Annotated in this window: 17 protein-coding genes; 11 read left to right on the top strand and 6 right to left on the bottom strand. The window is 40.6% G+C overall.

Translation table 11 applies throughout. The features are described 5' to 3' along the window. Window positions 1-155: 155 nt before the first annotated feature. On the bottom strand, window positions 156-794 hold the full coding sequence (locus FD729_RS05200) for a recombinase family protein (protein ID WP_159932287.1): 639 nt from the start codon (window positions 792-794) through the stop codon (window positions 156-158). Between the two features lie 450 nt (window positions 795-1,244). Between FD729_RS05200 and crtY the strand changes: the two genes are divergently transcribed. Genes crtY through crtB form a run of 3 tightly spaced genes read left to right on the top strand, consistent with a single transcriptional unit; the run spans window position 1,245 to window position 4,811 of the window. Next, window positions 1,245-2,408, top strand: coding sequence for a lycopene beta-cyclase CrtY (crtY, locus tag FD729_RS05195; protein ID WP_159932275.1), 1,164 nt, complete (start codon window positions 1,245-1,247; stop codon window positions 2,406-2,408). Then, window positions 2,405-3,889 carry a phytoene desaturase gene (locus FD729_RS05190; RefSeq protein ID WP_370461880.1) on the top strand — a complete coding sequence of 495 codons (1,485 nt, stop codon included), beginning with the start codon at window positions 2,405-2,407 and terminating at the stop codon, window positions 3,887-3,889. The genes crtY and FD729_RS05190 overlap by 4 nt, the downstream gene beginning before the upstream one ends. Beyond that, window positions 3,882-4,811 carry a 15-cis-phytoene synthase CrtB gene (crtB, locus tag FD729_RS05185; protein ID WP_159932273.1) on the top strand — a complete coding sequence of 310 codons (930 nt, stop codon included), beginning with the start codon at window positions 3,882-3,884 and terminating at the stop codon, window positions 4,809-4,811. The genes FD729_RS05190 and crtB overlap by 8 nt, the downstream gene beginning before the upstream one ends. Here the strand turns inward: crtB and FD729_RS05180 are convergent. Next, complete coding sequence (locus FD729_RS05180) at window positions 4,750-5,283, bottom strand: sterol desaturase family protein (RefSeq protein WP_159932271.1); 534 nt, start codon at window positions 5,281-5,283, stop codon at window positions 4,750-4,752. The two genes, crtB and FD729_RS05180, sit on opposite strands and share 62 nt — an antisense overlap. A gap of 504 nt (window positions 5,284-5,787) precedes the next feature. On the opposite strand from FD729_RS05180, the gene FD729_RS05175 reads away from it, so the two are divergent. The 6 genes from FD729_RS05175 to FD729_RS05150 all read left to right on the top strand — a co-directional run bounded on the left by FD729_RS05175 (window position 5,788) and on the right by FD729_RS05150 (window position 11,336). Then, a complete protein-coding gene (locus FD729_RS05175) occupies window positions 5,788-6,717 on the top strand; it encodes a RepB family plasmid replication initiator protein (protein WP_159932269.1) in 930 nt (309 codons plus the stop codon). A gap of 1,471 nt (window positions 6,718-8,188) precedes the next feature. Further along, window positions 8,189-8,389, top strand: coding sequence for a hypothetical protein (locus tag FD729_RS05170; protein WP_159932267.1), 201 nt, complete (start codon window positions 8,189-8,191; stop codon window positions 8,387-8,389). Between the two features lie 76 nt (window positions 8,390-8,465). Next, the gene (locus tag FD729_RS05165) at window positions 8,466-9,401 is read left to right on the top strand and encodes an FAD-dependent oxidoreductase (RefSeq protein WP_159932283.1); all 936 of its coding nucleotides are present in this window, start codon (window positions 8,466-8,468) and stop codon (window positions 9,399-9,401) included. Further along, complete coding sequence (gene thiS / locus FD729_RS05160) at window positions 9,391-9,588, top strand: sulfur carrier protein ThiS (RefSeq protein ID WP_159932265.1); 198 nt, start codon at window positions 9,391-9,393, stop codon at window positions 9,586-9,588. Before FD729_RS05165 ends, thiS begins: the two co-directional genes overlap by 11 nt. A gap of 3 nt (window positions 9,589-9,591) precedes the next feature. Then, entirely contained in the window at window positions 9,592-10,350 is a 759-nt protein-coding gene (locus tag FD729_RS05155) for a thiazole synthase (RefSeq protein ID WP_159932263.1), read from the top strand. 14 nt (window positions 10,351-10,364) lie between these two features. Continuing rightward, window positions 10,365-11,336 (top strand): HesA/MoeB/ThiF family protein, encoded by a 972-nt coding sequence (locus FD729_RS05150; RefSeq protein ID WP_159932261.1) that lies wholly within the window; start codon window positions 10,365-10,367, stop codon window positions 11,334-11,336. A gap of 590 nt (window positions 11,337-11,926) precedes the next feature. Here FD729_RS05150 and map read toward each other — a convergent pair. Continuing rightward, window positions 11,927-12,715, bottom strand: a complete 789-nt coding sequence (gene map, locus FD729_RS05145; protein WP_159932259.1) for a type I methionyl aminopeptidase — start codon at window positions 12,713-12,715, stop codon at window positions 11,927-11,929. Between the two features lie 896 nt (window positions 12,716-13,611). Here map and lpxL point away from each other — a divergent pair. Beyond that, complete coding sequence (gene lpxL / locus FD729_RS05140; protein WP_159932257.1) at window positions 13,612-14,535, top strand: LpxL/LpxP family Kdo(2)-lipid IV(A) lauroyl/palmitoleoyl acyltransferase; 924 nt, start codon at window positions 13,612-13,614, stop codon at window positions 14,533-14,535. Between the two features lie 303 nt (window positions 14,536-14,838). On the opposite strand, the gene FD729_RS05135 is transcribed toward lpxL, so the two are convergent. Then, window positions 14,839-15,696 (bottom strand): polyprenyl synthetase family protein, encoded by an 858-nt coding sequence (locus FD729_RS05135; RefSeq protein WP_236421740.1) that lies wholly within the window; start codon window positions 15,694-15,696, stop codon window positions 14,839-14,841. 216 nt (window positions 15,697-15,912) lie between these two features. Further along, window positions 15,913-16,407 carry a DUF2534 family protein gene (locus FD729_RS05130; RefSeq protein ID WP_159932253.1) on the bottom strand — a complete coding sequence of 165 codons (495 nt, stop codon included), beginning with the start codon at window positions 16,405-16,407 and terminating at the stop codon, window positions 15,913-15,915. Window positions 16,408-17,572: 1,165 nt separating this feature from the next. On the opposite strand from FD729_RS05130, the gene fumC reads away from it, so the two are divergent. After that, entirely contained in the window at window positions 17,573-18,994 is a 1,422-nt protein-coding gene (gene fumC / locus FD729_RS05125) for a class II fumarate hydratase (RefSeq protein WP_159932251.1), read from the top strand. Window positions 18,995-19,724: 730 nt separating this feature from the next. Here the strand turns inward: fumC and FD729_RS05120 are convergent. Then, window positions 19,725-22,037, bottom strand: a complete 2,313-nt coding sequence (locus tag FD729_RS05120) for an FdhF/YdeP family oxidoreductase (protein WP_159932249.1) — start codon at window positions 22,035-22,037, stop codon at window positions 19,725-19,727. Between the last annotated feature and the right edge of the window lie 450 nt (window positions 22,038-22,487).

Below are 22,487 nucleotides of genomic sequence, written 5' to 3'. Positions count from 1 at the left end.
AAGGAATTTGAATATACTATATTAAATAATCTGTAAAACAATTTATTACTGATGAATAGTGTACACAATCTACTGAGCAATGTAAAGATGTCATAATATTCTTATTTTTTTATTAAAAAAGTTTGTAATAAAAAAAAGAGTATCTATTTTTTACCTTATCTTTCTTCCTGTGAATAAAAAGCCTGAATGCGGCATACTTGGGAGGTACTGTATCCTGTGGCGTCTGCAGTTTCCCGTATACTTAGTTTTTTAACCTGTCGGTAGTACAAGACTTTCTGGTGCCGATCGTGGTCGGCACGTCTTCCTCGGTATTTACCTAGCATATGTGCCCGCTCTATCCCCTGTTTTTGCCTTTGACGTCGGCTTAACCAATCTTTATGTGACATCGCTGCCATTAAGTCAATTAGCATGTTATTGATAGCTGTAATAACGGCGTGTGTTATTGGATCAGTTTGTGAGGGTTCTTTATCCGACAGTGCCTGCCATGAGGTAGGAACATCCAGACTGACAATGCGGAGCTTATGTTGCTCAATCTGTTTTTTCATTGTTATCCAGTCACTGTTGCTTAGACGGGTTAGTCGGTCTATTTGTTCTACTAGTAAAATATCGTTGTGATGGCTATCCATTAGTAACCGCCCCAATTCCGGACGGTCAAGCGTTGTACCGCTCACATTTTCACTATAGTAACTAGCTATTTTATGCCCTCGTTCTTGAACAAATTGTTCTAAGACTTTTTTTGCCCGATCGGCAAACTGATCTTCTGTTGACGCCCTTAAATAAGCTCTGATGAACATGGTTTCACCATATTGTCGCATTTATCTTTTCGAATTTAACCTATATCATATAAGTTAAATTATTAACGGTGTACCGTCATATTTTAGTTATGGCACCAGGGTATACCATAAGATGCATTTTTCTTTATTGGTAATACTATTCTTATGGGGGATTTATAGCACTGTGAACATTTCACTTCATTTTTAATATTCATTTTTCTACTAGCTTTTCCTTATGTAGGTAGGGCAAGTGGCCCGTATTTTTTTTGATTTATTTTTTATCATATTTCTTGCAATCTGACAGATCATGTTAAAGCTTAAAGCACGGATACCTACAGTTCATAGTGCACCAAATACGTAAAACTCTTTGTTATGTATCTAGTTTCGTGTGGTAGTAGGATGGAACATCCATTCCGGTATCGCCTATTACGTTACTTATGTAATAGCAGCTACTTGCGGAGAAGTGTTAGTATGACATCGCAGAAGTATGATGTGCTTTTGTTGGGAGCAGGCCTAGCGAACGGGCTATTAGCTTTACGATTAAAGCAATGCCAGCCAAATCTGCAAGTACTTCTTGTTGATGATAATACTCAAGCAGGCGGCAATCACACATGGTGTTTTCATGAAGACGATCTTAACTCCCAACAGCACCACTGGATTTCGCCTTTTGTAGTGCATCGCTGGCCAGGATATGAAGTGCGTTTTCCCCATTTAATGCGCCAGCTTGATCTCGGCTACTCATGCATCACCTCTACACGTTTTAATGAAGTACTACACTCTGAACTTAATGAGATGCTTTTGCTCAATCAAACTGTTGTCTGTTGCATGCCAGATCATGTGCAGCTTGCTAGCGGCAAAATATTGCAAGCACGAGTGATAATCGATGGACGTGGTTATCAGCCTAATTCTGCGTTACAGATTGCATTTCAGCTCTTCTTTGGTCAAGAGTGGACTTTGAGTCAACCTCATCAACTTAAAAGACCAATTCTCATGGATGCTACCGTCGAACAGAAGAGGAGTTATCATTTTGTATATACATTGCCGCTTTCGCCAACGTGCCTGCTTATTGAAGATACATACTATACTGACGACACTTTGCTTGTAATAGAACATGCACGCGAGAATATTTTTAATTATGCCAATCGCCAAGGCTGGCAGCTAAAAATATTAGAACGGGAAGAGCACGGTATCTTGCCAATTACACTAACGGGCGATTTTGATCGTTTTTGGCAACATCGCCAACCTTGTGTAGGTATGCGCGCAGGACTTTTCCATCCAACGACAGGTTACTCGGTGTCTTTGGCTGCCTTTCTAGCGGATGCACTTACGGCGGATTGTACTTTTTCTCCAGAAATGCTTCCGTCACAGATTTACTATTTCGCACGATTAGCGTGGCGGCATCATTGTTTCTTTCGTATGCTCAACCGCATGTTGTTTCTGTCAGGTAATGCAGATCAGCGATGGCAGGTTATACAGAAATTTTATAGATTGCCACAGGAGGTGATCGCTAGATTTTACGCGGGTAAACTTACATTGGCAGATTGGGTACGCATCCTCAGTGGTAAGCCGCCGGTTCCGGTGTTAACAGCAATTCATGCTATTTTTACTCTTTCTTCTAGAAGAAGAGCATCATGATAAAACACATCATAGTAATTGGTGCAGGATTTGGCGGATTAGCACTAGCAATTCGTCTTCAGGCAGCAGGTTTTTCAACGCAGTTATTGGAGCAACGTGATAGACCGGGTGGTCGAGCTTATGTTTATCAGGATAAGGGATTTACCTTTGATGCTGGGCCAACAGTTATCACTGATCCGGGAGCAATTAAAGAACTTTTTGTACTGTCTGGTAAATCAATGAGCGATTATGTTGAGTTACTGCCAGTCACTCCTTTTTATAGGCTTTGTTGGGAATCTGGCGAAATTTTTGATTATAGTAATGACCAAATGCTTCTAGAATCTCAGATACGCAAGTTTAATCCTCGTGATGTGGTGGGTTACCAGCGCTTTCTCGACTATTCGGATGAGGTATTCAATGAAGGATATCTTAAATTTGCCACCGTGCCCTTTCTCTCGTTTCGTGATATGCTGCGAGCTACTCCGCAGTTGGCACGTTTGCAGGCTTGGCGTAGTGTCTACAGTAAGGTGGCGAGCTTTATCGAAAATGATAAACTGCGCCAAGCTTTTTCGTTTCATTCACTGTTAGTAGGTGGTAATCCATTTGCTACCTCCTCTATCTATACTTTGATTCATGCACTAGAGCGTAAATGGGGCATTTGGTTCCCACTTGGAGGCACTGGTGCATTAGTTAATGGTATGGTCAAGTTGTTTCAGGATATAGGTGGCTCACTGGAACTCAACGCTCGCGTCAGCTATATTGAAGTAAAGAATATGGTCATTTCGGCTGTGCATTTAGCAAGTGGTCGGGTATTTGAAACACGCGCAGTTGCCTCTAATGCTGATGTTGTGCACACGTATGCTGATTTACTTGGACACCATCCAACTGCTGCGGCTCAAGCTGGTAAACTAAAAAGTAAACGTATGAGCAACTCATTGTTTGTACTTTATTTTGGACTAAACTACCAATACGACCAGTTGGCACAGCATACCGTTTTTTTTAGTCCACGCTATCGTGATTTAATTAACGAAATTTTTAACTGTGACACCTTAGCTAGAGATTTTTCTCTTTATCTGCATGCCCCCTGCGTCACTGATCTCTCACTCGCCCCATTGGGCTGCGGTAGCTACTATGTGCTTGTGCCAGTTCCTCACCTTGGTACCGCTAATCTTGACTGGAACATCAAAGGTCCATGGTTACGTGATCGTATATTCGATTATTTAGAGCAGCACTGTATGCCTAAATTACGGAGTCATTTGGTTACATATCGTATGTTTACACCTTTTGATTTTCGTGATGATCTTAACGCGTATCAAGGTTCTGCGTTCTCTGTAGAACCGATATTAAAACAAAGTGCATGGTTCCGACCACATAACCGTGATATTTATATTCGTAATCTCTATTTGGTCGGTGCTGGTACTCATCCGGGTGCTGGTATTCCTGGTGTGATTAGTTCAGCTAAAGCCACTGCAACTCTGATGATGAAGGATATGTATGAATAATACGAAACTATTACATTATGCGGTGAAAGTCATAGAGGTAGGTTCGAAAAGTTTCTCTATTGCGTCAAAATTATTTAATGCTAAAACGAGACGTAGTGTACTGATGTTGTATGCTTGGTGTCGTTATTGCGACGATGTAGTAGATAATCAGCGGCTCGGTTTTCCCAGTGTATCTTCATTATTACATACTCCACAGCAGCGGCTTACTGAACTTGAGTTAAAAACCCGACAAGCATATTCAGGTATGAAGATGCATGAACTGGCATTTGAAGCTTTTCAGGAGGTTGTATTTACTCATAGTATTTCTTCCGTTTATGCTTTTGAACACCTAGAAGGTTTTGCCATGGATGTGCGCGATACACGTTATGAAACGTTACAGGATACACTGCGCTACTGCTACCATGTTGCTGGTGTAGTCGGACTCATGATGGCGCAAATTATGGGTGTACGTGATGATTTAATCCTGGATCGTGCTTGCGATCTTGGTATTGCTTTTCAGCTTACTAATATTGCCCGTGATATCATTGAAGATTCACGAATTGGGCGCTGTTATTTGCCGGAGAGCTGGCTAAGAGAAGCTGGGCTAGATAGATTACATTTTGCTGATCATGCCTATCGATCCGCTCTGTCTTGTGTAGCGCGTAGGCTGTTGAGTCAAGCTGAGCTTTATTATGCTTCTGCTTCTGTAGGTTTAGCAGGTATATCTTTTCGATCAACTTGGGCGATTGCTACAGCGAAAGAAATTTATCGTCGTATTGGGGTGAAAGTTTACCGTAAGGGTGAATCTGCTTGGGATTACCGTCAATCTACCAGTATTAAAGAGAAGTTTCTGTTGTTAGTAATGGGAGCAGCTCAAGCAATTAGGTCTCGGGTGTCGGCTTCACAGCCGCGTTCCGTTGCTTTGTGGCAGCGTTCTTATTAGAATGATGCCTCTTATGACATTTTAGTTTTGCTTGCAATTTTGATATTTGCGATGCGTATAGGAAACCAAAAGAGACGCTGTTTTTTTGTCCATGCACCGCATGATGCATGCAATGTGCTATATAAAGATGTCTAAAATAGCCGCGTCGTGGTACATAGTTAAGCGGCCAGCGCTGATGTACTAGTCCATCATGTACGATAAAGTATAGTATGCCATAAAGTGTCATACCTGCGCCTATCCATTGCAGGGGCCAGTAGCCTTGGCTACTTAGATAAATTATTGATATTGTTAATAATGTAAATATCAACGTGTACAGGTCATTGGTTTCAAACCAAGATGAATTTGTTTTGTGATGTGATTTATGCCATTTCCAACCCCAACCGTGCATTATATATTTGTGTGATAATGTAGCAGTGATCTCCATTATAATAACAGTTATTAATGTGATTAAAGTGTTCCATACCCATATCATATCTTCTCCAGACAGTTGTTATTAAACTGCTTATTTTATTTATTATATTTCATTCTACTGTGTTCTGTAGGTAACTTTTAATTTTAGGCTATATTCTACAATATTCTGTATTAAGGATCTTTCAATAAATATTAAAAGATCTCTATAAATTAAAGAATCTAGAATCCGTAAGCTTATATGTTATAAAGCGGCTATCTGTGGCCTGTGGCATATAGTTAGGTTAATTTTCATTGGTAGTTAATCTACTTATCCACATATACAAGAATTAGATCCTAATAGATGATCACAAATAGATCTAAAATAGATCCAAATAGATCCCTGATTGCCGCAGGCCTTATCTGACAAGGCCTGCGGCGGCGATGATGTCCACTATAATCAGCAAACAGTTCACTATAATCAGTAAATAATTCACTATATTCTGTAAAATATTCACTATAATCAGTGATAGTGTTCACTATAGTTAGAGAATAATTTTCTCATTCGTAGGAATGGATGTCTCATGTTATGTCAGATGAAAATATTAAAAACAAAGAATTGCTTAAAAATTTTCTGTTGGTAACCAAAAATGGCGGTGAAGTTATTCAGCTTCATCCTAACAAAAATAACACTGTTCAGCCTGTCGCTTTGATGCGGCTGGGGCTATTTGTCCCGACATTGAAATCAACAGCACGCGGTAAATCTGGTGTGATGGCGTCTACTGATGCGACTAAGGAACTAAAGAATCTTTCACTAGTAAAAGCAGAGGGTTATGAGAAGGTAATCATTACCGGCGCACGGTTGGACATGGATAACGATTTTAAAACTTGGGCTGGAATAATTCAATCCTTTTCACGTTATCCCACTCAAGGGGACACTGTTACCTTGCCCTTTATAGATTTTGTAAAAATGTGTGGCATCCCTTCGGCCAACTCGTCGGCAGCATTACGTAAAAGACTCGATGCTTCCCTACGCCGTATATCGACTAACACTTTATCTTTTGAAGGAAATGGTAAGGCTTATCATACTCATTTAGTGCAATCAGCCTACTACGATCGAGAAAAAGATGTGGTCAGAATTCAGTCCGATCCTAAATTGTTTGAATTATATAATTTCGACCATAAAGTTTTACTGCAACTTAGGGCAATATCCCAACTCAAGCGCAAAGAATCTGCCCAAGCACTCTATACGTTCCTTGAGAGTCTTCCGATAAATCCAGCACCTATTTCACTGGCACGTCTTCGCATACGTTTGAATTTAGGGTCTAAAATAACCACACAAAATTATGTCGTGCGGCGTGCTATGGAGCAATTGAAAAAAATAGGTTATCTAGATTATTCAGAAGGCAAACGCGGGTGTTCGGTATTTTTTATCATCCATAGTCGCACGCCGAAGCTCGATGGGATAAGCAATTTTGAAAATATAGAATTGATCAACACACTTAATTTTAATGATTGACAGATGGTGTTCACTGTAATCAGTGATTTTGTAAATTTACTGTAGTGTACAGATATTAAAATCGCCCTATTTCCGTATTTAATTTTTCTTTAATAATAGGAATTTAGTCATTTAAATTATTTTAATTCAATGAATAAAAATTATGCCAATATGTACTGATTAGCCATTTCTCGCTATCTTATATCTTTATGCTAACGAGCTCTGGTTTTTTATATAGTGGAATTACTAGCTACGGTTATTGATGATAACTAATTATTTTTATTTGTCTTTTTAAGATTATCCTCTGTATTTTTGTGATGTTAACTACAGTGAATGTTCCTACGATATATCTGTTAACGAATTTGTAGTTACTTGAATTAGTGACCATTCTTGACTACTTATTATGATTTATTATTTGATGCGTCTGATTACAGTGAATCTTTCTATCTTCTAAACTTAAACTATCCCGCTTCAGATAATTTTTCTTATCTCTTGACTATTGATTACCTGGCTTTCATCCGGAACAGAAACATATAGTTCTCGGAACAGAAACATATAGTTCTTGAATATTTTCTATTAGTTATTATCCTGCATCCACTGATTACAGTGGATTATGAACTAACCAAAATAATAACAGTCATTTTTATTTAACTTATAGAAAATCAGAGCCGTAAAACTGCACAAATTGAGGCACATAAAAACATTACATAAAAGGAAATTTCACCAAATTTAAGCGAAGGAACTTACTCGTTCCAACATATTAACTCTGATGTTCAGATAGTGTAACCAAGTATACAATATCGCATGATAATATTATTTATTGATATCTATTCATCACCACAGTATATCTAAGTACTATGATTGCCATCCGGAATTTTGTGCGATTTTTGATGGTGGTTCTTAAATATTAATTGTAAAATCAGCATAAAAGTATGTCAGTGGAGCACGTGAAATTAATTCGTTGAAGTGCTCGTGGACGAGAAGTTATGAGCTAAAATTCCAGACCGTCTAATTGATCTATTATCTAGATCAGCAAAAATAACAAAAGGTTTCACCGCAGACAATAATCTAGTCGGAATAGATGTAAGCAATTTTAAGGTAGTTTTATAATTTACTTTAATCTGAACCAGTATTTGATCGTTTTGCTGTTTCACGCTACGCTCTTTGACAAATCATTTTTGTGTGATATCAAGCTTCATGCAGCAGTTTATCATATAGAGTGCATATGATGATTATAGTTAAGGTATTCAATTTAAAAATTAAAATACCTTGGAAATATTCATGATAAGCAGTGGATTTTTTAAATCTAGTTATTAATTTTTAATCACCATAACCACCCCATGTATAAAATACATGGGGTGGTTGCTATGTTAATAGTAGGTTTTTGATATTGTTTTAATTATATTTTTCATATCTGTCGTTATAACGGGAACCAACTCTTAGTTGTTCAACAGCTGAAATAAAACCACAGATTGAATATGTGATTAACATAATGCGCTTGCACCAACTAGGCAATTACTCTACAATTGAAAAGATTAGTCCACAGGTCGGAAAGCATAATAATACAGGGCTTGGTTTAGAGATCTCCGAACTGAAAGGTGATATTGCTAGTGATGTGTCTTTTTTGCTGTTTGCTAAGGGATATAAAACCACTGTTTCGCTGCTTCCCATGATTTCCCTTTGTGTATCATAAGTTTGCATGTAGAGGTCAAGGTCAACGTGAACCACTATTTCTTTTTCACGTTTTTGTGTTTAGCTGCTCGCGGGTAGTGGCCAGCTGGTCCGTTATTGGAAGCGGCGTTGTTGGTTTATGCGTTGCCACGCTGCTTGCTGAACAAGGGGAATCCCTAGAGGTCATCATTGGGAATGAAGCTTCTGCGTCGCACTGGGCTGGAGGGATGCTCGCTCCATTTTGCGAAGGAGAGAGCGCACCGGAGCAAGTTATCAACTTAGGCCAATGCGCTGCCTCTTGGTGGTCACAGAGGATTAAGGGTGTAGTACATAAGGGTACTCTAGTGGTGGTGTCTCCACGGGACACTTCGGAGCTGACGCGTTTTGCTCGCGTGACGTGCGGTTATCAATGGGTTGATCCTTCAGACTTGGAACCTGAATTAGCCGGGCGTTTTGTGCGTGGTCTCTTTTTTCCTAGTGAAGCACACTTGGACCCGCGTGATGCGTTGCTTCAGTTGCAGACCCGCCTTAAAGAGGGCGGCGTCGCGTTTCATACTGGAAAACCCAATGGGGTTATAATAGATTGTAGAGGCATTTATGCTACGGATCATCAGCCTGAATTGCGTGCGGTACGAGGTGAAATGCTTATCTTGGAATGCAACGATCTCCATTTTACCCGTCCTATTCGGCTGCTACATCCGCGCTTTCCCTGCTATTTAGTACCGCGTGCTGGCGGTCGTTTCATGCTCGGTTCCACCATGGTAGAGAGCAATGATGCTAGTCCAATTAGTGCTCGCGCTGTAATGGAACTTCTCAGTGCTGCCTGGGCAATTCATCCAGCGTTGGTCGAAGCGCGCATTTTAGAGAGTGGTACAGGACTACGTCCGGCTTATCGCCATAACATGCCTGAAGTTCGATATCGCGATGGAGTTTTTTATCTTAATGGTATGTATAGGCACGGATTTTTGCTTTCGCCTGCTATGGCACAACAGCTTATCCAACTGCTTAGTCAGGAGTCAGAACATGCAAATTGAACTCAATGGCCAGATAGTTGAAACAGAGGTAGCAACCGTAGCGGCGCTACTACATGAAAGACAAATTGATGCTACTTGCGTTGTTAGTGCCTATAACGGCCAGTTTCTGCCACGTGCCCAGTATGATAACCAGCGTCTGGAAGTGGGGTGTTGTCTGGAAGTGTTGTTACCTATGCAGGGAGGTTAAACCATGTTCTATGGTTTTGTACCTCGTTCGCGTTTTCTGCTCGGTACCGCCGGCTATCCTTCACCCGAGATTCTGCAACAGGCAGTCTTTGCCGCCGACGTTGAGATTATCACTGTCAGCCTCCGGCGTGAAGGCCGTCAGGGTAGCGCGTTTCGCGAACTACTTAGTCAGCTCAACCGTCGCGTGCTACCTAATACTGCTGGTTGTCATACTGTTAAAGAGGCAGTCACTACAGCTTATATGGCACGTGAGCTCTTTGGTACACCTTGGATAAAATTGGAAGTTCTTGGAAATGCTAACACGCTACAACCTGATCCTTTTGCACTGGTGGAAGCAGCACGTATCCTTTGTGCAGATGGTTTTCAGGTATTCCCTTATACCACGGAAGATCTCGTCATAGCTGAAAAGCTGCTAGCGGTAGGTTGTAACGTGCTGATGCCTTGGGGGGCTCCTATTGGATCTGGCCAGGGGCTACGCAATATTGATGCATTACGCAGCTTACGTGCTTGGTTTCCAGGTGTTCCTTTGATAATTGATGCAGGTATTGGTGCTCCCAGCCAGGCGACCCAAGCAATGGAGCTGGGATTTGATGCTATTCTTCTTAATACTGCCGTCGCCAAAGCCCATAATCCAGTGGCAATGGCGAGCGCATTTGCAATTGCAATAAGTGCAGGTTCTCAGGCATATTCTGCTGGACTGATGGAGCGACGTGACATGGCGGTCGCTTCGACCCCTGTATTCGGCTTAGCCAAGTTTGGTTAAAGGTATCACACGTCATGAATCGTTATCAACGGCAGCAGATGCTACCAGAAATTGGTGAAGAGGGGCAAAAAGCGCTTAGTACTGCGCATGTACTAGTGGTAGGTGCGGGTGGTCTAGGTTCAACTCTGTTACCGCTGTTGGCAGGTGCAGGCGTTGGGTATTTGCGCGTTTGGGACGATGATGTAGTAGAGCTGCACAATTTGCATCGCCAGACTCTCTATACTCTTAATGATATTGGCCAGTCGAAAGCATTGTGTGTTGTGCGAGCTTTAGGAGCGCGCAACCATGATTGCATAATAGAAGCACGTCAGCAGGCATTGTGTATAAGCACAGTTGCCCAAGCGCTTCAAGATGTTGATCTAGTGATTGATGCAGCGGATAATTTTGTTGTGACCTATACTCTATCCGACGCTTGTCAACAGCTTGGTATTCCGCTGATTAGCGCTTCTGTATTGGGCCGACAGGGGTATGTAGGTGGATTTTGTGCCTCTGCACCCAGCTACCGCGCTGTTTTCCCCTGCTTACCTATTTCTACGACTGCCAACTGTAATACTACAGGCGTAATGGGTCCAGCAGTGGCAACATTGGGAGCACTTCAAGCGCAAATGGCGCTTAGCGTCCTGCTAAAATTCTCGCCGTCCCCTCTTGGCAGCCTAGTGAACTGTGATTTCATCCAGTGGCACTTCCGATCTTTTCGCTTTGACAACGCGGAGGAACCGGTGAATTCAGCGATCCCTTTTATTGACTGTAATATGCTGAAGGCGGATGACTGCATCATTGAATTACGCAGTCGTCAAGAGGCTCCGTACAGCGTAGCAGAATCTGTTCAACGCATCCCGCTATTCGCAATTGAACAGTGGCAACCTCCAGCCAATAGACGCGTGGTACTGGTGTGTGCTAGTGGTATTCAAGCGGCGAAAGCAGCCATGCTGCTGGAACAGCGCGGTGTGGATCGATTGGCAATAATCGCAGCAAACCGCTCGTAATTTTGAATACCTAGAGCGTGCCGTCATGCTATTAAAGTTAAAACGTTACACCTTACTACGGAGGGGGGGGAGGGACGCTAGCTCTCCTGATGCAAAAATTCCCTGTGTCAGACCTACTCATGCTATTATATATTTACATATCTTCGTAATGATTGATAACGACTAGATCTATTTCTTAAATACCGCATATATAAGTGATCTCTCTTCCATTTAGCTGGCGAATAAAATTGTCACCATATAAATATTTTCATCACTCACTCTGTAAAGAATAGACTAACTTTCAATTAATGAAATCATAAATAATCCGTAAAAATTAAGTAGCGGCATGCTGCTAAAGCAATGGTGTCACCTTTCCAGGTAATGAGAATCCAGGTAATGAGAAAAAATATAGTTCGTGTACGGCAAAATTAGAGTATCTATTAGTTGATACGGTAGTTTGTGATACGGTTGTCCGCAAAAACTCTGGCTTACCAAGCAGAGCATATTAAATCAACCATACTGACCTTTCCCTTCATATACTTTGCCGGATGGTATCCCGTATTGACATTAGAGGGAAGAGGTATGATCAGCACAATTCTGTTCTCTTAAAATTAAATATCAGGATAATTGCCAGTGCCATCGGGCCAAGGCGTCAGCAGATCGAATCCAATTTCGGTTACCGCCACTGTATGTTCCCACTGTGCAGAAAGAGAACGATCTTTTGTCACAACTGTCCAGTAATCAGATAGCACTGTAGTGCCAGCTTTACCAGCGTTGATCATTGGCTCAATGGTGAAAATCATACCAGGCTGTAGTACTATCCCTTCACCCGAAGTCCCATAATGAAGGATTTGTGGCTCGTCATGATAGATTTGACCAAGACCATGCCCGCAATATTCTCGTACCACTGAGAAGCCTGCGCCTTCCGCTACGTACTGGATCGCTGCTCCAATATCCCCAAGTGTTGCACCAGGCTTAACAGTTTTAATGCCTGCCACCATAGACTGATATGTAATATTGACCAGCCTTCTTGCACGTACAGAAGGTTCTCCGACAAAATACATGCGGCTCGTATCGCCATACCAGCCATCTTTAATGATGCCAACATCAATATTAACAATATCCCCTTTCTTCAGTATCCTGCCTGAGGGAATGCCATGACACACTACATGATTCACAGAAGTGCAGATGGTGCGTATGTACCCTTGATAACCAATATTGGCAGGAATTACCTTAAGCTTATTAACAATAAAATCGTAACAAATATCATCCAGTTTTTCAGTAGTAATGCCGATACGAACATGTGGGGCGATCATCGCCAGAACCTGCGCAGCGGCATGACCTGCAGCGCGTGCCTGCTCGATTTGCTCCGCAGTATGAATTTTCACGCCTCTATTCATGCACGTCTCCTTGTGGGGTGTGCTTGTAGGAGTTGATCAACCTGATACTCGCTATTTTCGGAACCCAGCTTAACGTGGATTTAACAACTGTGCCTACTTTCTGCTGCTCATGCCAAGCTTAAATTAGTCTTCAGTCACGCGTGATGGATGATACATTAATTAACTAATGATTCTTAAAATTTTTCGTGCATTAGACTGGCATGTTTATATAACTCCTTTTGCATGAACTGTATAGGCCTATATAATAGGCTACGCGCAATCTAGCGAAGTTCAAGTAAAAAGGCACTACTTCTCTGGGATTATACGTCAGAGGATTGACAGAAGATACAAGAAGATAATTATTCAATTATATGAATGAATATTCATACATGATATGTTTTACAAAATATCGGTACTTGATCATATATGATATGATACTGCACCTAACTATTCGGTATCGCCGATTATAGTGGGTTATCTAAGACACACTAAAACAGATAAATTCAAAGACACAGTCTGAATTTTAAATTATGTTAGAACAACATTTATTAACATATCAAACATCTTGTAAATATTTAATTAATGTATATTATGATATAAGGAATTATTATATTAATAATGAATGTTTTAATAAAGTTAATTTATACACACGTAATTAAGATTTAATTTATAAAGAAGAAAAAATATATATTTTTTATAAAATTTAAGTAAATTCAAAACATTTTTATGTCATATGAAATATGCGTCTATGATAATAAAGGAATGTATTTTCATAAGAATACAGATGCATTAACTAGGGATTTCTTACTCTGTTAATCAGAAAAATATTTACGATAGTTTTTCTAAAGTTTTTTATCTATTATACTTCTCCGCTTATAATGTTTTAGTTTTATTTTTTGAAAAAAAGATATCTAATTATGACTAAAATAGCCAAATTTACACCATCATTATTGCATCCGTACTACTGGCCTTACTGGTTAGGTATTATTTTACTCTGGTTCCTTGTATTGTTGCCTTATCCGATCATACGCATTATCGGTAAGGGAATGGGTAAATTAGCTTGGCGTATGATGCCGCAGCGCGTTGATATAGCCAGATGCAATATTCAGCTCTGTTTCCCTGAGATGCCTGCTAATAAACAAGCACGACTACTAAAAAATAACTTTGAATCAGTTGGCATGGCTGTAATGGAAACTGGGATGGCCTGGTTTTGGCCAGATTGGCGGGTAAAAAAATGGTTTACTGTGACTGGATATGAAAATATGAAGCAAGCGCGTGACCCAAAGAAGGGCGTTCTGCTAGTTGGAATGCATTTCCTAACACTTGAGTTAGGAGCACGAATATTTGGTATGCTTAACCCAGGTATCGGAGTCTATCGTCCTAATAATAATCCATTGCTAGATTGGCTACAAACTTGGGGGCGTCTACGGTCAAATAAGACTATGCTGGACCGTTACGATCTGAAAGGTATGATCCGTGCACTTAAGCAGGATGAGATTCTTTGGTATGCCCCGGATCATGATTACGGGCCTCGTGGTAGCATTTTCGTCCCCTTCTTTGCTGTACAGCAAGCAGCGACGACAGCAGGTACCGTTATTTTAATTCGTAGTGCTGCTCCTGCTGTATTGCCTTTTATACCTCGCCGATTGCCTGGAAATAAGGGCTATGAGTTGCTGATTTTGCCAGAAATTAGCCATGAACTAGAGGGTAAATTAAGTTTCGACATCGTCAGACGTATGAATGCCGTAGTAGAAAAAGCTGTTTTATGTGCGCCAGAACAGTATATGTGGCTACATAGACGTTTTAAAACACGTCCTAAAGGGGTACCTTCACGGTACTAACTTTCAATAAGTAAAAATAATTATTTTATGAGTATGGATGATAGGCAACACGGCAACTACATAATTTATGGGAAAATTTATGAAAAATACTAATAAAATAAAACTTTTTCACTATCATAAAAATATAAATTTTTATTAACTTGTTAAAATTAACTATAAAATATATCGCTAGCTTATATCCAAGTTATATCTTCTGAATCTATATCTAGTGGTCATACCAAATAAACCACGTGTATAGTGCTATCCTATCTGATCAAATATTCAAAATTAGTCTCCTTAATAACTTAGATACAAAATGCCAATTTAATCTACTATAGCGAGTTTTTTATCAAACCAGCTTCGCACAAAACTCCTAGTGGCGTAGCCATTATTGCAAGCTGAAGCTAAATGGTAATCAGCAAATCTTAGGTGATCACGCAGGCGCTTTTCTACAACTTTAGTGCCTAGTATATTTACTAACGTCGATTTACCTACATCCTTATGAGCATCTTTACCAGTATCGCTTAATCCATCTATCATATCGTCTAAAAGCTGAAATGCCTGACCGAGATCCACTGCAAAATATTGCAATTTTTTACGAGATTCTAGCGGTGTACTGGCGACAATCGAAGCCATCTGCATTGCCGCACCGAATAGCGTGCTAGTTTTAAAGTGATTAGTGATCTGGATATCATCGGCGCTGCGCGGTTGACTTCCTTCTGTCAGATCACGAAACTGACCTTGAACTAAGCCCTGAATCCCGATAGCATGTGAAAGCTCAGCAACAGCTTGAGTTTTCACATGACTATTAAGTCCTTCTGCCAGTGCAATTACACCAAAAGCACGGCTCAGCAGCGCTACTGCCGTTAGAATCGCAACTGATTCACCGAACTGACGATGAAGAGTTGGACGACCGCGGCGTACATTGGCGTCATCCATGCAAGGAATATCATCAAGGATTAAAGAGGCAGCATGCACCATTTCAATCGCACACGCAAAATCGAGCAGTCCAGTGTGATCATCGTGGTAACCAAGATCGCGTGCAACCAACATTAGTAGTACTGGGCGAATACGTTTACCTGGAGCCAGTGCACCTTCTCGCATGGCAAGACCTACGCAGTCGCGTTCGCTTTCAACTGGTAGCAATTGATCAAGACGCTTCTCGATATTATAGAAAAACATCAAAGGCTCGTTGTGAATAGTTGTGTGTTCTCTTTCGGCAAAAATGGTCATGATAGCGGTTCTTTTTACAAGTGCTTGCACACAAGGTAGCATAAAGAGATCAAGCCATCATTAAAACTCGGTTATCTAATGGTCTTAAATTAAGCTAAAAATTTATTTTTTGACGAATTATTGTTCTCAGCTGTAGATAGGAAGATACCTATCGTACTATGTGCCCTATTCCTGATTGTTTTTGCCGAGGAAAAAATACCAGAGTGGAATGGACATCAAACCAGTAAAGACTGAAGTATAGAGAACAATCATTAACCCTTGAGTAACATACATCATCAGCGACCATTCGCTGATGACGATTTTATATTGATCAATAACGCCGCTAATAATTGCTTTTCCTATTACTGTGCCAATGATGAGCCATAAAATCACCACACTGCGCAAAAAATAGCTTTTGCTTTTCTGTTTTTCGAAAAATCGCCTGCGCACAATGCTCAGTGGTGATTGCTTATTTGGAAGAGTTTCTGGTTGTGACATATATATAAACTGTTCGTTACGCCAACGTAGCAACCCGCGGGCTAAAGAAATAAGCAAACTACTACTCAATATTGGCACTACCATAACAAACCTGAGTGCGAGTACTACTATCACACCTTGTGAGTAGTACGGCATCACAAGCCAAGAATTCAATAGAGTTTGCGCCGGATTATGTGTAATCATCCCCGAACTACAGCTAAGCTAACACATAAAGTAGCCTAGCATAATGATAGTACATATCCCAAAGTTAAAAAATGCCAATATTAGCTATCTTGACAAAATAAAGAGTACGCCTATGTGGGTTTTAACGACCTAATTGGTTAACTCTAATGTTAACGAAAAATACGCGAACTTTATGTGATCAATAACAGAAAAATTAATTAGATCGATAGAAACGGTATCAATGTTGTGGCTTAGCCAATTGTGATCAACTTCTATAACTGTTCACAGACTCGACTGTCGTAGCAATAGATGCCATTCGTTGTAGCGTACAGCTTCCAGTACGCTATCCCAGTTAACGCCTGATACTTTATCTGGTATCGAAGGCATGACCTAGTCATTAGGATGTGGAGTTATGGTAATATCCAGAGTACTATACATCTAGTATGGTGCCTACAGTAGCGTCAACCACCTAAGATCTTTGCGTATTTGAACAATAACACTAAGCTAAGACTCATATGACAGTGCCTGGTAAAGATAAAAAAACTAGAACATGAATGTTTTGTCAGTCTAAGCGGTTTCATTGTACCTTGTCTTCTGTAATCAATGCAGATGATTAGAAATTATTTTCTATCTAGAACGTCAGTACATAAAAAAAAGATACCGGTTAGTGCGGTAATAAAGATAAAAGGGGCTATAAAAAACTCGATATAAAAGTTCATACGGAGCAAAAAACTAAATATAAAGCTACAAGGATGTGTCGTTTTTAAACTATTGATAATACATACATAACATATCCCTTTTTATTCAGTTTCAGTTAAAGAGGAACTAATATTCTCTCATTAAGCAGAATGAAAACAGATATTGGAGCAAAAGATTTCAGCAGATGTAGATAGGAAACGTAAGTAATCAACTGGATAAAGAAAAACACACCCCATGCTACCATCATTTAGTATGTCATTTACTTCTAAGCTGGTAAATTGATTTTTTTGCACGGTTGCAGAAAAAAATCATTTAACTAAATTTCTAGGTATATCCTCCGAAAAGATTCTAAATACTAGAAAGTTCCTTTAAGGTAATTCTACAATATATTGATCAATTTTTGCATATAAGAATTTTGAACGTCCGTGTTCATCTTTAGAACCGGGCGAACCATGACGCCGCAACCTGTTCTAAAGGAGAACTAAACATGGCAGATAATCGCATTGAGCGAGATTCAATCGGGCCCATTGAGGTACCTGCAGACAAGTTATGGGGCGCACAAACTCAGCGTGCATTGAAATATTTCCGTATCTCTACTGAAAAAATCCCTATTGAGCTTATTTACGCACTAGCGCAAACTAAGCGCGCTGCCGTGGCTATAAATTGTGAATTGGGCCTATTACCTAAAGATAGGGCCGATGCAATTATGAAAGCTGCTGATGAAGTCCTAGCTGACGAACACAAAGGTGAATTTCCCTTGGTGATCTGGCAGACAGGGTCCGGTACTCAGACGAATATGAACATGAACGAGGTATTAGCTAACCGTGCTAGCGAAATTCTTGGTGGTGAACGCGGCATCTCTCGTCTTGTTCATCCTAACGATGATGTGAATAAAAGCCAGAGTTCAAACGACGTTTTTCCGACAGCGATGCACGTAGCAGCGCTTCTTGCGCTACGCAAAAAGCTTATCCCGCAAATTCAGATGCTTAAGCAGACGCTAAACGAAAAGGCTGAAAACTTTAAAGATATTGTAAAAATTGGCCGTACTCATCTGCAAGATGCAACACCATTGACTTTAGGACAGGAAATCTCTGGCTGGGTAGCAATGCTGGGACATAGTCTTGAACATATTGAACAAAGTATCCCTCACATAGCAGAACTAGCTCTGGGTGGTACCGCCGTTGGAACTGGACTAAATACTCATCCTGAGTATGCTATGCGAGTGGCGAAAGAACTAGCTAAGTTGACAGGACAGCCATTTATTACTGCGCCAAATAAATTTGAAGCTCTTGCCACTACCGATGCGCTAGTACATTCACACGGTGCATTAAAGGGACTAGCAGCTTCATTAATGAAGATCGCCAATGATGTACGCTGGCTGACTTCTGGGCCACGCTGCGGTATCGGCGAACTATCTATTCCAGAAAACGAGCCAGGTAGTTCCATCATGCCTGGCAAGGTTAACCCGACCCAATGTGAAGCGCTAATTATGCTTTGCTGTCAGGTAATGGGTAATGATGTAGCCATTAATATCGGTGGAGCCTCTGGTAATTTTCAATTGAACGTCTTTCGTCCAATGGTGATCCATAACTTTCTGCAGTCGGTACGTCTACTAACTGACGGTATGGACAGCTTTAACCATCACTGCGCGATCGGTATTGAGCCGAATCGTGATCGCATCACGCAGATGCTCAATAAGTCACTGATGCTGGTAACTGCGCTTAATCCTCATATTGGTTACGACAAAGCGGCAGAAATCGCGAAAAAAGCGCATAAAGAAGGACTAACACTAAAGAGAGCGGCGCTACAGCTAGGATATTTGACTGAAGAGGAATTTAATGCTTGGGTCAATCCAAATGATATGCTCAGTAGCATAAAGCCTTCATGTGAATCTAAACGAAGAAGCTAATCTTGCTCATTTTTACTATAAATCGCAAAACTCTATCACAAGATGTATATCTTGTCTGTTTGATAGTTCAGGAATGTACAGGCGCACACAAATAGTGTGCGCTCGTCTTTACTTTATTTAACCTGGCGCCTAATTTTTATTTTCACAGTGATTGAAAGGGCATTGATAATCCCCCCAGGTTGTCATGCATCATTCCGCCGAGTGTTTTTCTTTCCACTAAGAATATACCTAATTGACCTTGAAGATTATTTCCAGAGGTGCAATAAGTTTTTAACGATTCATATGCTTCAGAGTATTCTTATTAAACCAGTTAAAACACAACTTATACGGTCATTCTAATAGAATAGTTGCACAATAAACATTATGCATAATCAGATCATAAAAGTTCTAATATGAAAATTTAAAACATTTTTATTACTTAGTTTTTTTGATTAAGGTTGCATTCAAGAGGGGATAGAAGTACCTTAACTTCATATCTCGAGAAGCTTCGCCCAGATGTTTTTAACAAAACTCCCCTCCACGCAAATATGCAATTAGCTTATAGGCCTTAAAATTTAAAGTAATTACTGCATTTTTATAAAAATATTTAAAATAAACTTTTGCAAATAAATATTCAGAAAAGAAGCAGAAATAATGCTTACATAGCATATCCAAGTCCAATTAGGTTCAGTCTAAAAGACTGATAAAAAATGGAATAATCAAATAAATTTAATATTGATTCTACTCTTTTTTAGAGAAGTACTCCTAAAGTGTCTATTAGCTCTAACACTACGGGGATGCTTTTATAGGAGGGAGTACCACTTTCGTTATCATAGCTTTCAAGTGGTACCATAATGTTAGCTTCCGGATAGTAAGCTGCTACCGATCCTGGCGCCATGTCATACACTACAAGCGTAAGGTTATCTAGTCGCCGCTTGGTGCGGTTACCTTCATTATCGAGCGTTATTATATTGACTTTATCGCCATCACGTAACTGTCGTTTTTCTGCTTCAGCTGCCGCTATAAACAGCACATCACGACGACCCGTAACACCGCGGTATCGGTCATTCAAACCATAGAGCGTAGTATTATACTGGTCATGGCTACGCAGCGTAGTTAGTACCAAATCATGACACTTCAGCGAACATGGGTCTTCATTTATTCCCTGCATTACTTTAAACTGAGCTTTGCTACTGGGCGTTAGCCATTTACGTTGCGAGGCCGCAATTGGCAAACGGAAACCACCTGGTATCAGGATACGCTTGTTAAAATTATCAAAACCAGGGATGATCGCTTCAATAGCATCTCGAATAAGGCTATAGTCGCTCACCATTTTCTTCCAGTCTACACGTGAATTGAGCAGCGTCGCTTTCGCTAGATCAGCTATTAGCGCCGGTTCTGATTTAAGATGTGGTGAAACAGGCATCAGTGTCCCTCGGGATGCGTGTACCATCGACATGGAATCTTCTACTGTAATGCTCTGCACGCCTGATGCTTGTCGGTCAACTTCAGTACGGCCCAGTACTGGAAATAGGTAATTGTGCTTGCCGAGAAGTAGATGAGAGCGGTTAAGCTTAGTTGCAATATGCACTACTAAATCGAGTGTGCGCATTGCTTTAAAAGTTACTTGTGGATCAGAGATAGCTTCCGCTAGATTACCGCCTAAACACAATAACGCTTTAGCCTTGCCGTCGCGTATTGCCTGTATGGCTGCTACCGCGCCGTGTCCATGTTTGTGCGGAGGCTTAAAACCAAACACCTTTTCGATATTATTTAGCATCCACAGCGGCGGTTTTTCTGTAATGCCGACGGTACGATCGCCCTGTACGTTTGAGTGACCGCGCAACGGACAGATTCCTGCGCCGCGTTTGCCAATATTGCCACGTAATAGTAAAAGATTAGCGATCTGCTGAACGTTTTGCGTACCGTGTTGATGCTGCGTTATTCCCATGCCATAACAAATGATAGTGTTTTCCGCTGTGGCGTATAAGTGAGCAATATTTTGAAGATCTGCGAACGTCATACCTGAAACCTTAAAAATATATGACCATTCTGTTTCATCAAGGTCTGCTTTTAGAGCGTCAAAACCTTCGGTATGCTCTTTTATAAAAGTTTCATCCAGCACGCCTTGCTCTTTTAATGATATCCTATCTTTATGCATTACCAGCAAACACTTCATTATGCCCTTTAGCATCGCTGCATCACCGCCGACTCGCACTTTATAGTACATAGACGCTATCTGTGTTGATCTCATTGATAACATCTCAATCGGGCTCTGTGGTAGGGTAAAACGCTCCAGCCCACGCTCACGTAGAGGATTTATCGCTACGATTTTTTTACCGCGTTTGGAAACTTCGCGTAGTGTCGCCAGCATGCGCGGATGATTAGTGCCGGGATTATGGCCAATGCAGAGCACTAGATCACAGTGATTAAAATCTTCCAGATTCACTGTACCTTTGCCGATGCCTATAGATTGCAGTAGCCCGACGCTAGTCGGTTCATGACACATATTAGAACAATCAGGAAAGTTATTGGTGCCATATTCACGGGCGAAAAGTTGCCAGAGAAATGCAGCCTCATTAGAAGTACGTCCCGAAGTATAAAATTCTACACTGTTGGGATCAATGTAGTTTCGTAAAAGTGTGCCAATCTCGCGAAAGGCCGTTTCCCATTGAATGGTCTGATAGGTATCGCTGGTTGAATTATACTTCATGGGATGCGTCAGTCGCCCTTCTCCTTCTAGCTCAAATGCATTAAGTTTCCACAGTGCACTAACGGTATGAGCTGCAAAAAATTCTGGTGTATTTCGCTTGCTAGTAGCTTCCCAAGAGACAGCTTTAGCACCGTTTTCACAAAACTCAAAGGATGAATGATATTGTGGATCGGGCCAAGCACAACCGGGACAGTCAAATCCCTGAGGCTGATTGACTTTAAACAGCGCAATTATATTTTCTTTAACTGACATCTGCCCACGAATCGCATCTACCACCGCTTTCAGCGCACCCCATCCACCTGCCGGGCCTCCATAAGGCACAATACCAATATCTTTATTTTGATTTTTCATACAAATGTGCTCTTTATACTAGTTGCACAAGCTTCAATTACCAGATATATAAAAGATAAAAAATTTTACACAGCTTTTGGTTTAGAACATCTCACCCCACTCAGTACAGATAGGATGTGCTTTCTCTACATGATAAGGTAGTTTTATTAGCATGTATTCTGCTATTTCTAATGGAATAGCTCTAGCCGTTTAGGATATTGAACTATATAAACATATAGATACTAGGGCTCGTAAGTATACCGTGAGTACAAATTGCTTTTTATAGAATGATTCAATTTTCTTTTTCTTGAATTTCTTGTGGGAAGAGTAAGGAGAGTTATACTCCAATTAAAAGTGTTCGCTCACTGAAACTAGTAATTTATAGATTCTTTTTTATCTGCTTACCGGATAAAGTTTTTCTTGAATTCAAACTTCTTCAATTACACACAAACTTTAAATTTTCGCATACAG

It is taken from the genome of Pantoea sp. Nvir, assembly GCF_009829915.1.
In the GTDB taxonomy this organism is placed as follows: Bacteria; Pseudomonadota; Gammaproteobacteria; order Enterobacterales; family Enterobacteriaceae; genus Pantoea.
The sequence above is the reverse complement of the archived record's forward strand: the minus strand, read 5'-3'. Positions and strand labels throughout refer to the sequence as shown.

Coding starts and splice junctions, on each gene's coding strand:
- FD729_RS05200 (WP_159932287.1), bottom strand. CDS start 794: ATGTTCATCAGAGCTTATTTAAGGGCGTCAACAGAAGATCAGTTTGCC.
- crtY (WP_159932275.1), top strand. CDS start 1,245: ATGACATCGCAGAAGTATGATGTGCTTTTGTTGGGAGCAGGCCTAGCG.
- FD729_RS05190 (WP_370461880.1), top strand. CDS start 2,405: ATGATAAAACACATCATAGTAATTGGTGCAGGATTTGGCGGATTAGCA.
- crtB (WP_159932273.1), top strand. CDS start 3,882: ATGAATAATACGAAACTATTACATTATGCGGTGAAAGTCATAGAGGTA.
- FD729_RS05180 (WP_159932271.1), bottom strand. CDS start 5,283: ATGATATGGGTATGGAACACTTTAATCACATTAATAACTGTTATTATA.
- FD729_RS05175 (WP_159932269.1), top strand. CDS start 5,788: ATGTCAGATGAAAATATTAAAAACAAAGAATTGCTTAAAAATTTTCTG.
- FD729_RS05170 (WP_159932267.1), top strand. CDS start 8,189: ATGCGCTTGCACCAACTAGGCAATTACTCTACAATTGAAAAGATTAGT.
- thiS (WP_159932265.1), top strand. CDS start 9,391: ATGCAAATTGAACTCAATGGCCAGATAGTTGAAACAGAGGTAGCAACC.
- FD729_RS05155 (WP_159932263.1), top strand. CDS start 9,592: ATGTTCTATGGTTTTGTACCTCGTTCGCGTTTTCTGCTCGGTACCGCC.
- FD729_RS05150 (WP_159932261.1), top strand. CDS start 10,365: ATGAATCGTTATCAACGGCAGCAGATGCTACCAGAAATTGGTGAAGAG.
- map (WP_159932259.1), bottom strand. CDS start 12,715: ATGAATAGAGGCGTGAAAATTCATACTGCGGAGCAAATCGAGCAGGCA.
- lpxL (WP_159932257.1), top strand. CDS start 13,612: ATGACTAAAATAGCCAAATTTACACCATCATTATTGCATCCGTACTAC.
- FD729_RS05135 (WP_236421740.1), bottom strand. CDS start 15,696: ATGTTTTTCTATAATATCGAGAAGCGTCTTGATCAATTGCTACCAGTT.
- FD729_RS05130 (WP_159932253.1), bottom strand. CDS start 16,407: ATGATTACACATAATCCGGCGCAAACTCTATTGAATTCTTGGCTTGTG.
- fumC (WP_159932251.1), top strand. CDS start 17,573: ATGGCAGATAATCGCATTGAGCGAGATTCAATCGGGCCCATTGAGGTA.
- FD729_RS05120 (WP_159932249.1), bottom strand. CDS start 22,037: ATGAAAAATCAAAATAAAGATATTGGTATTGTGCCTTATGGAGGCCCG.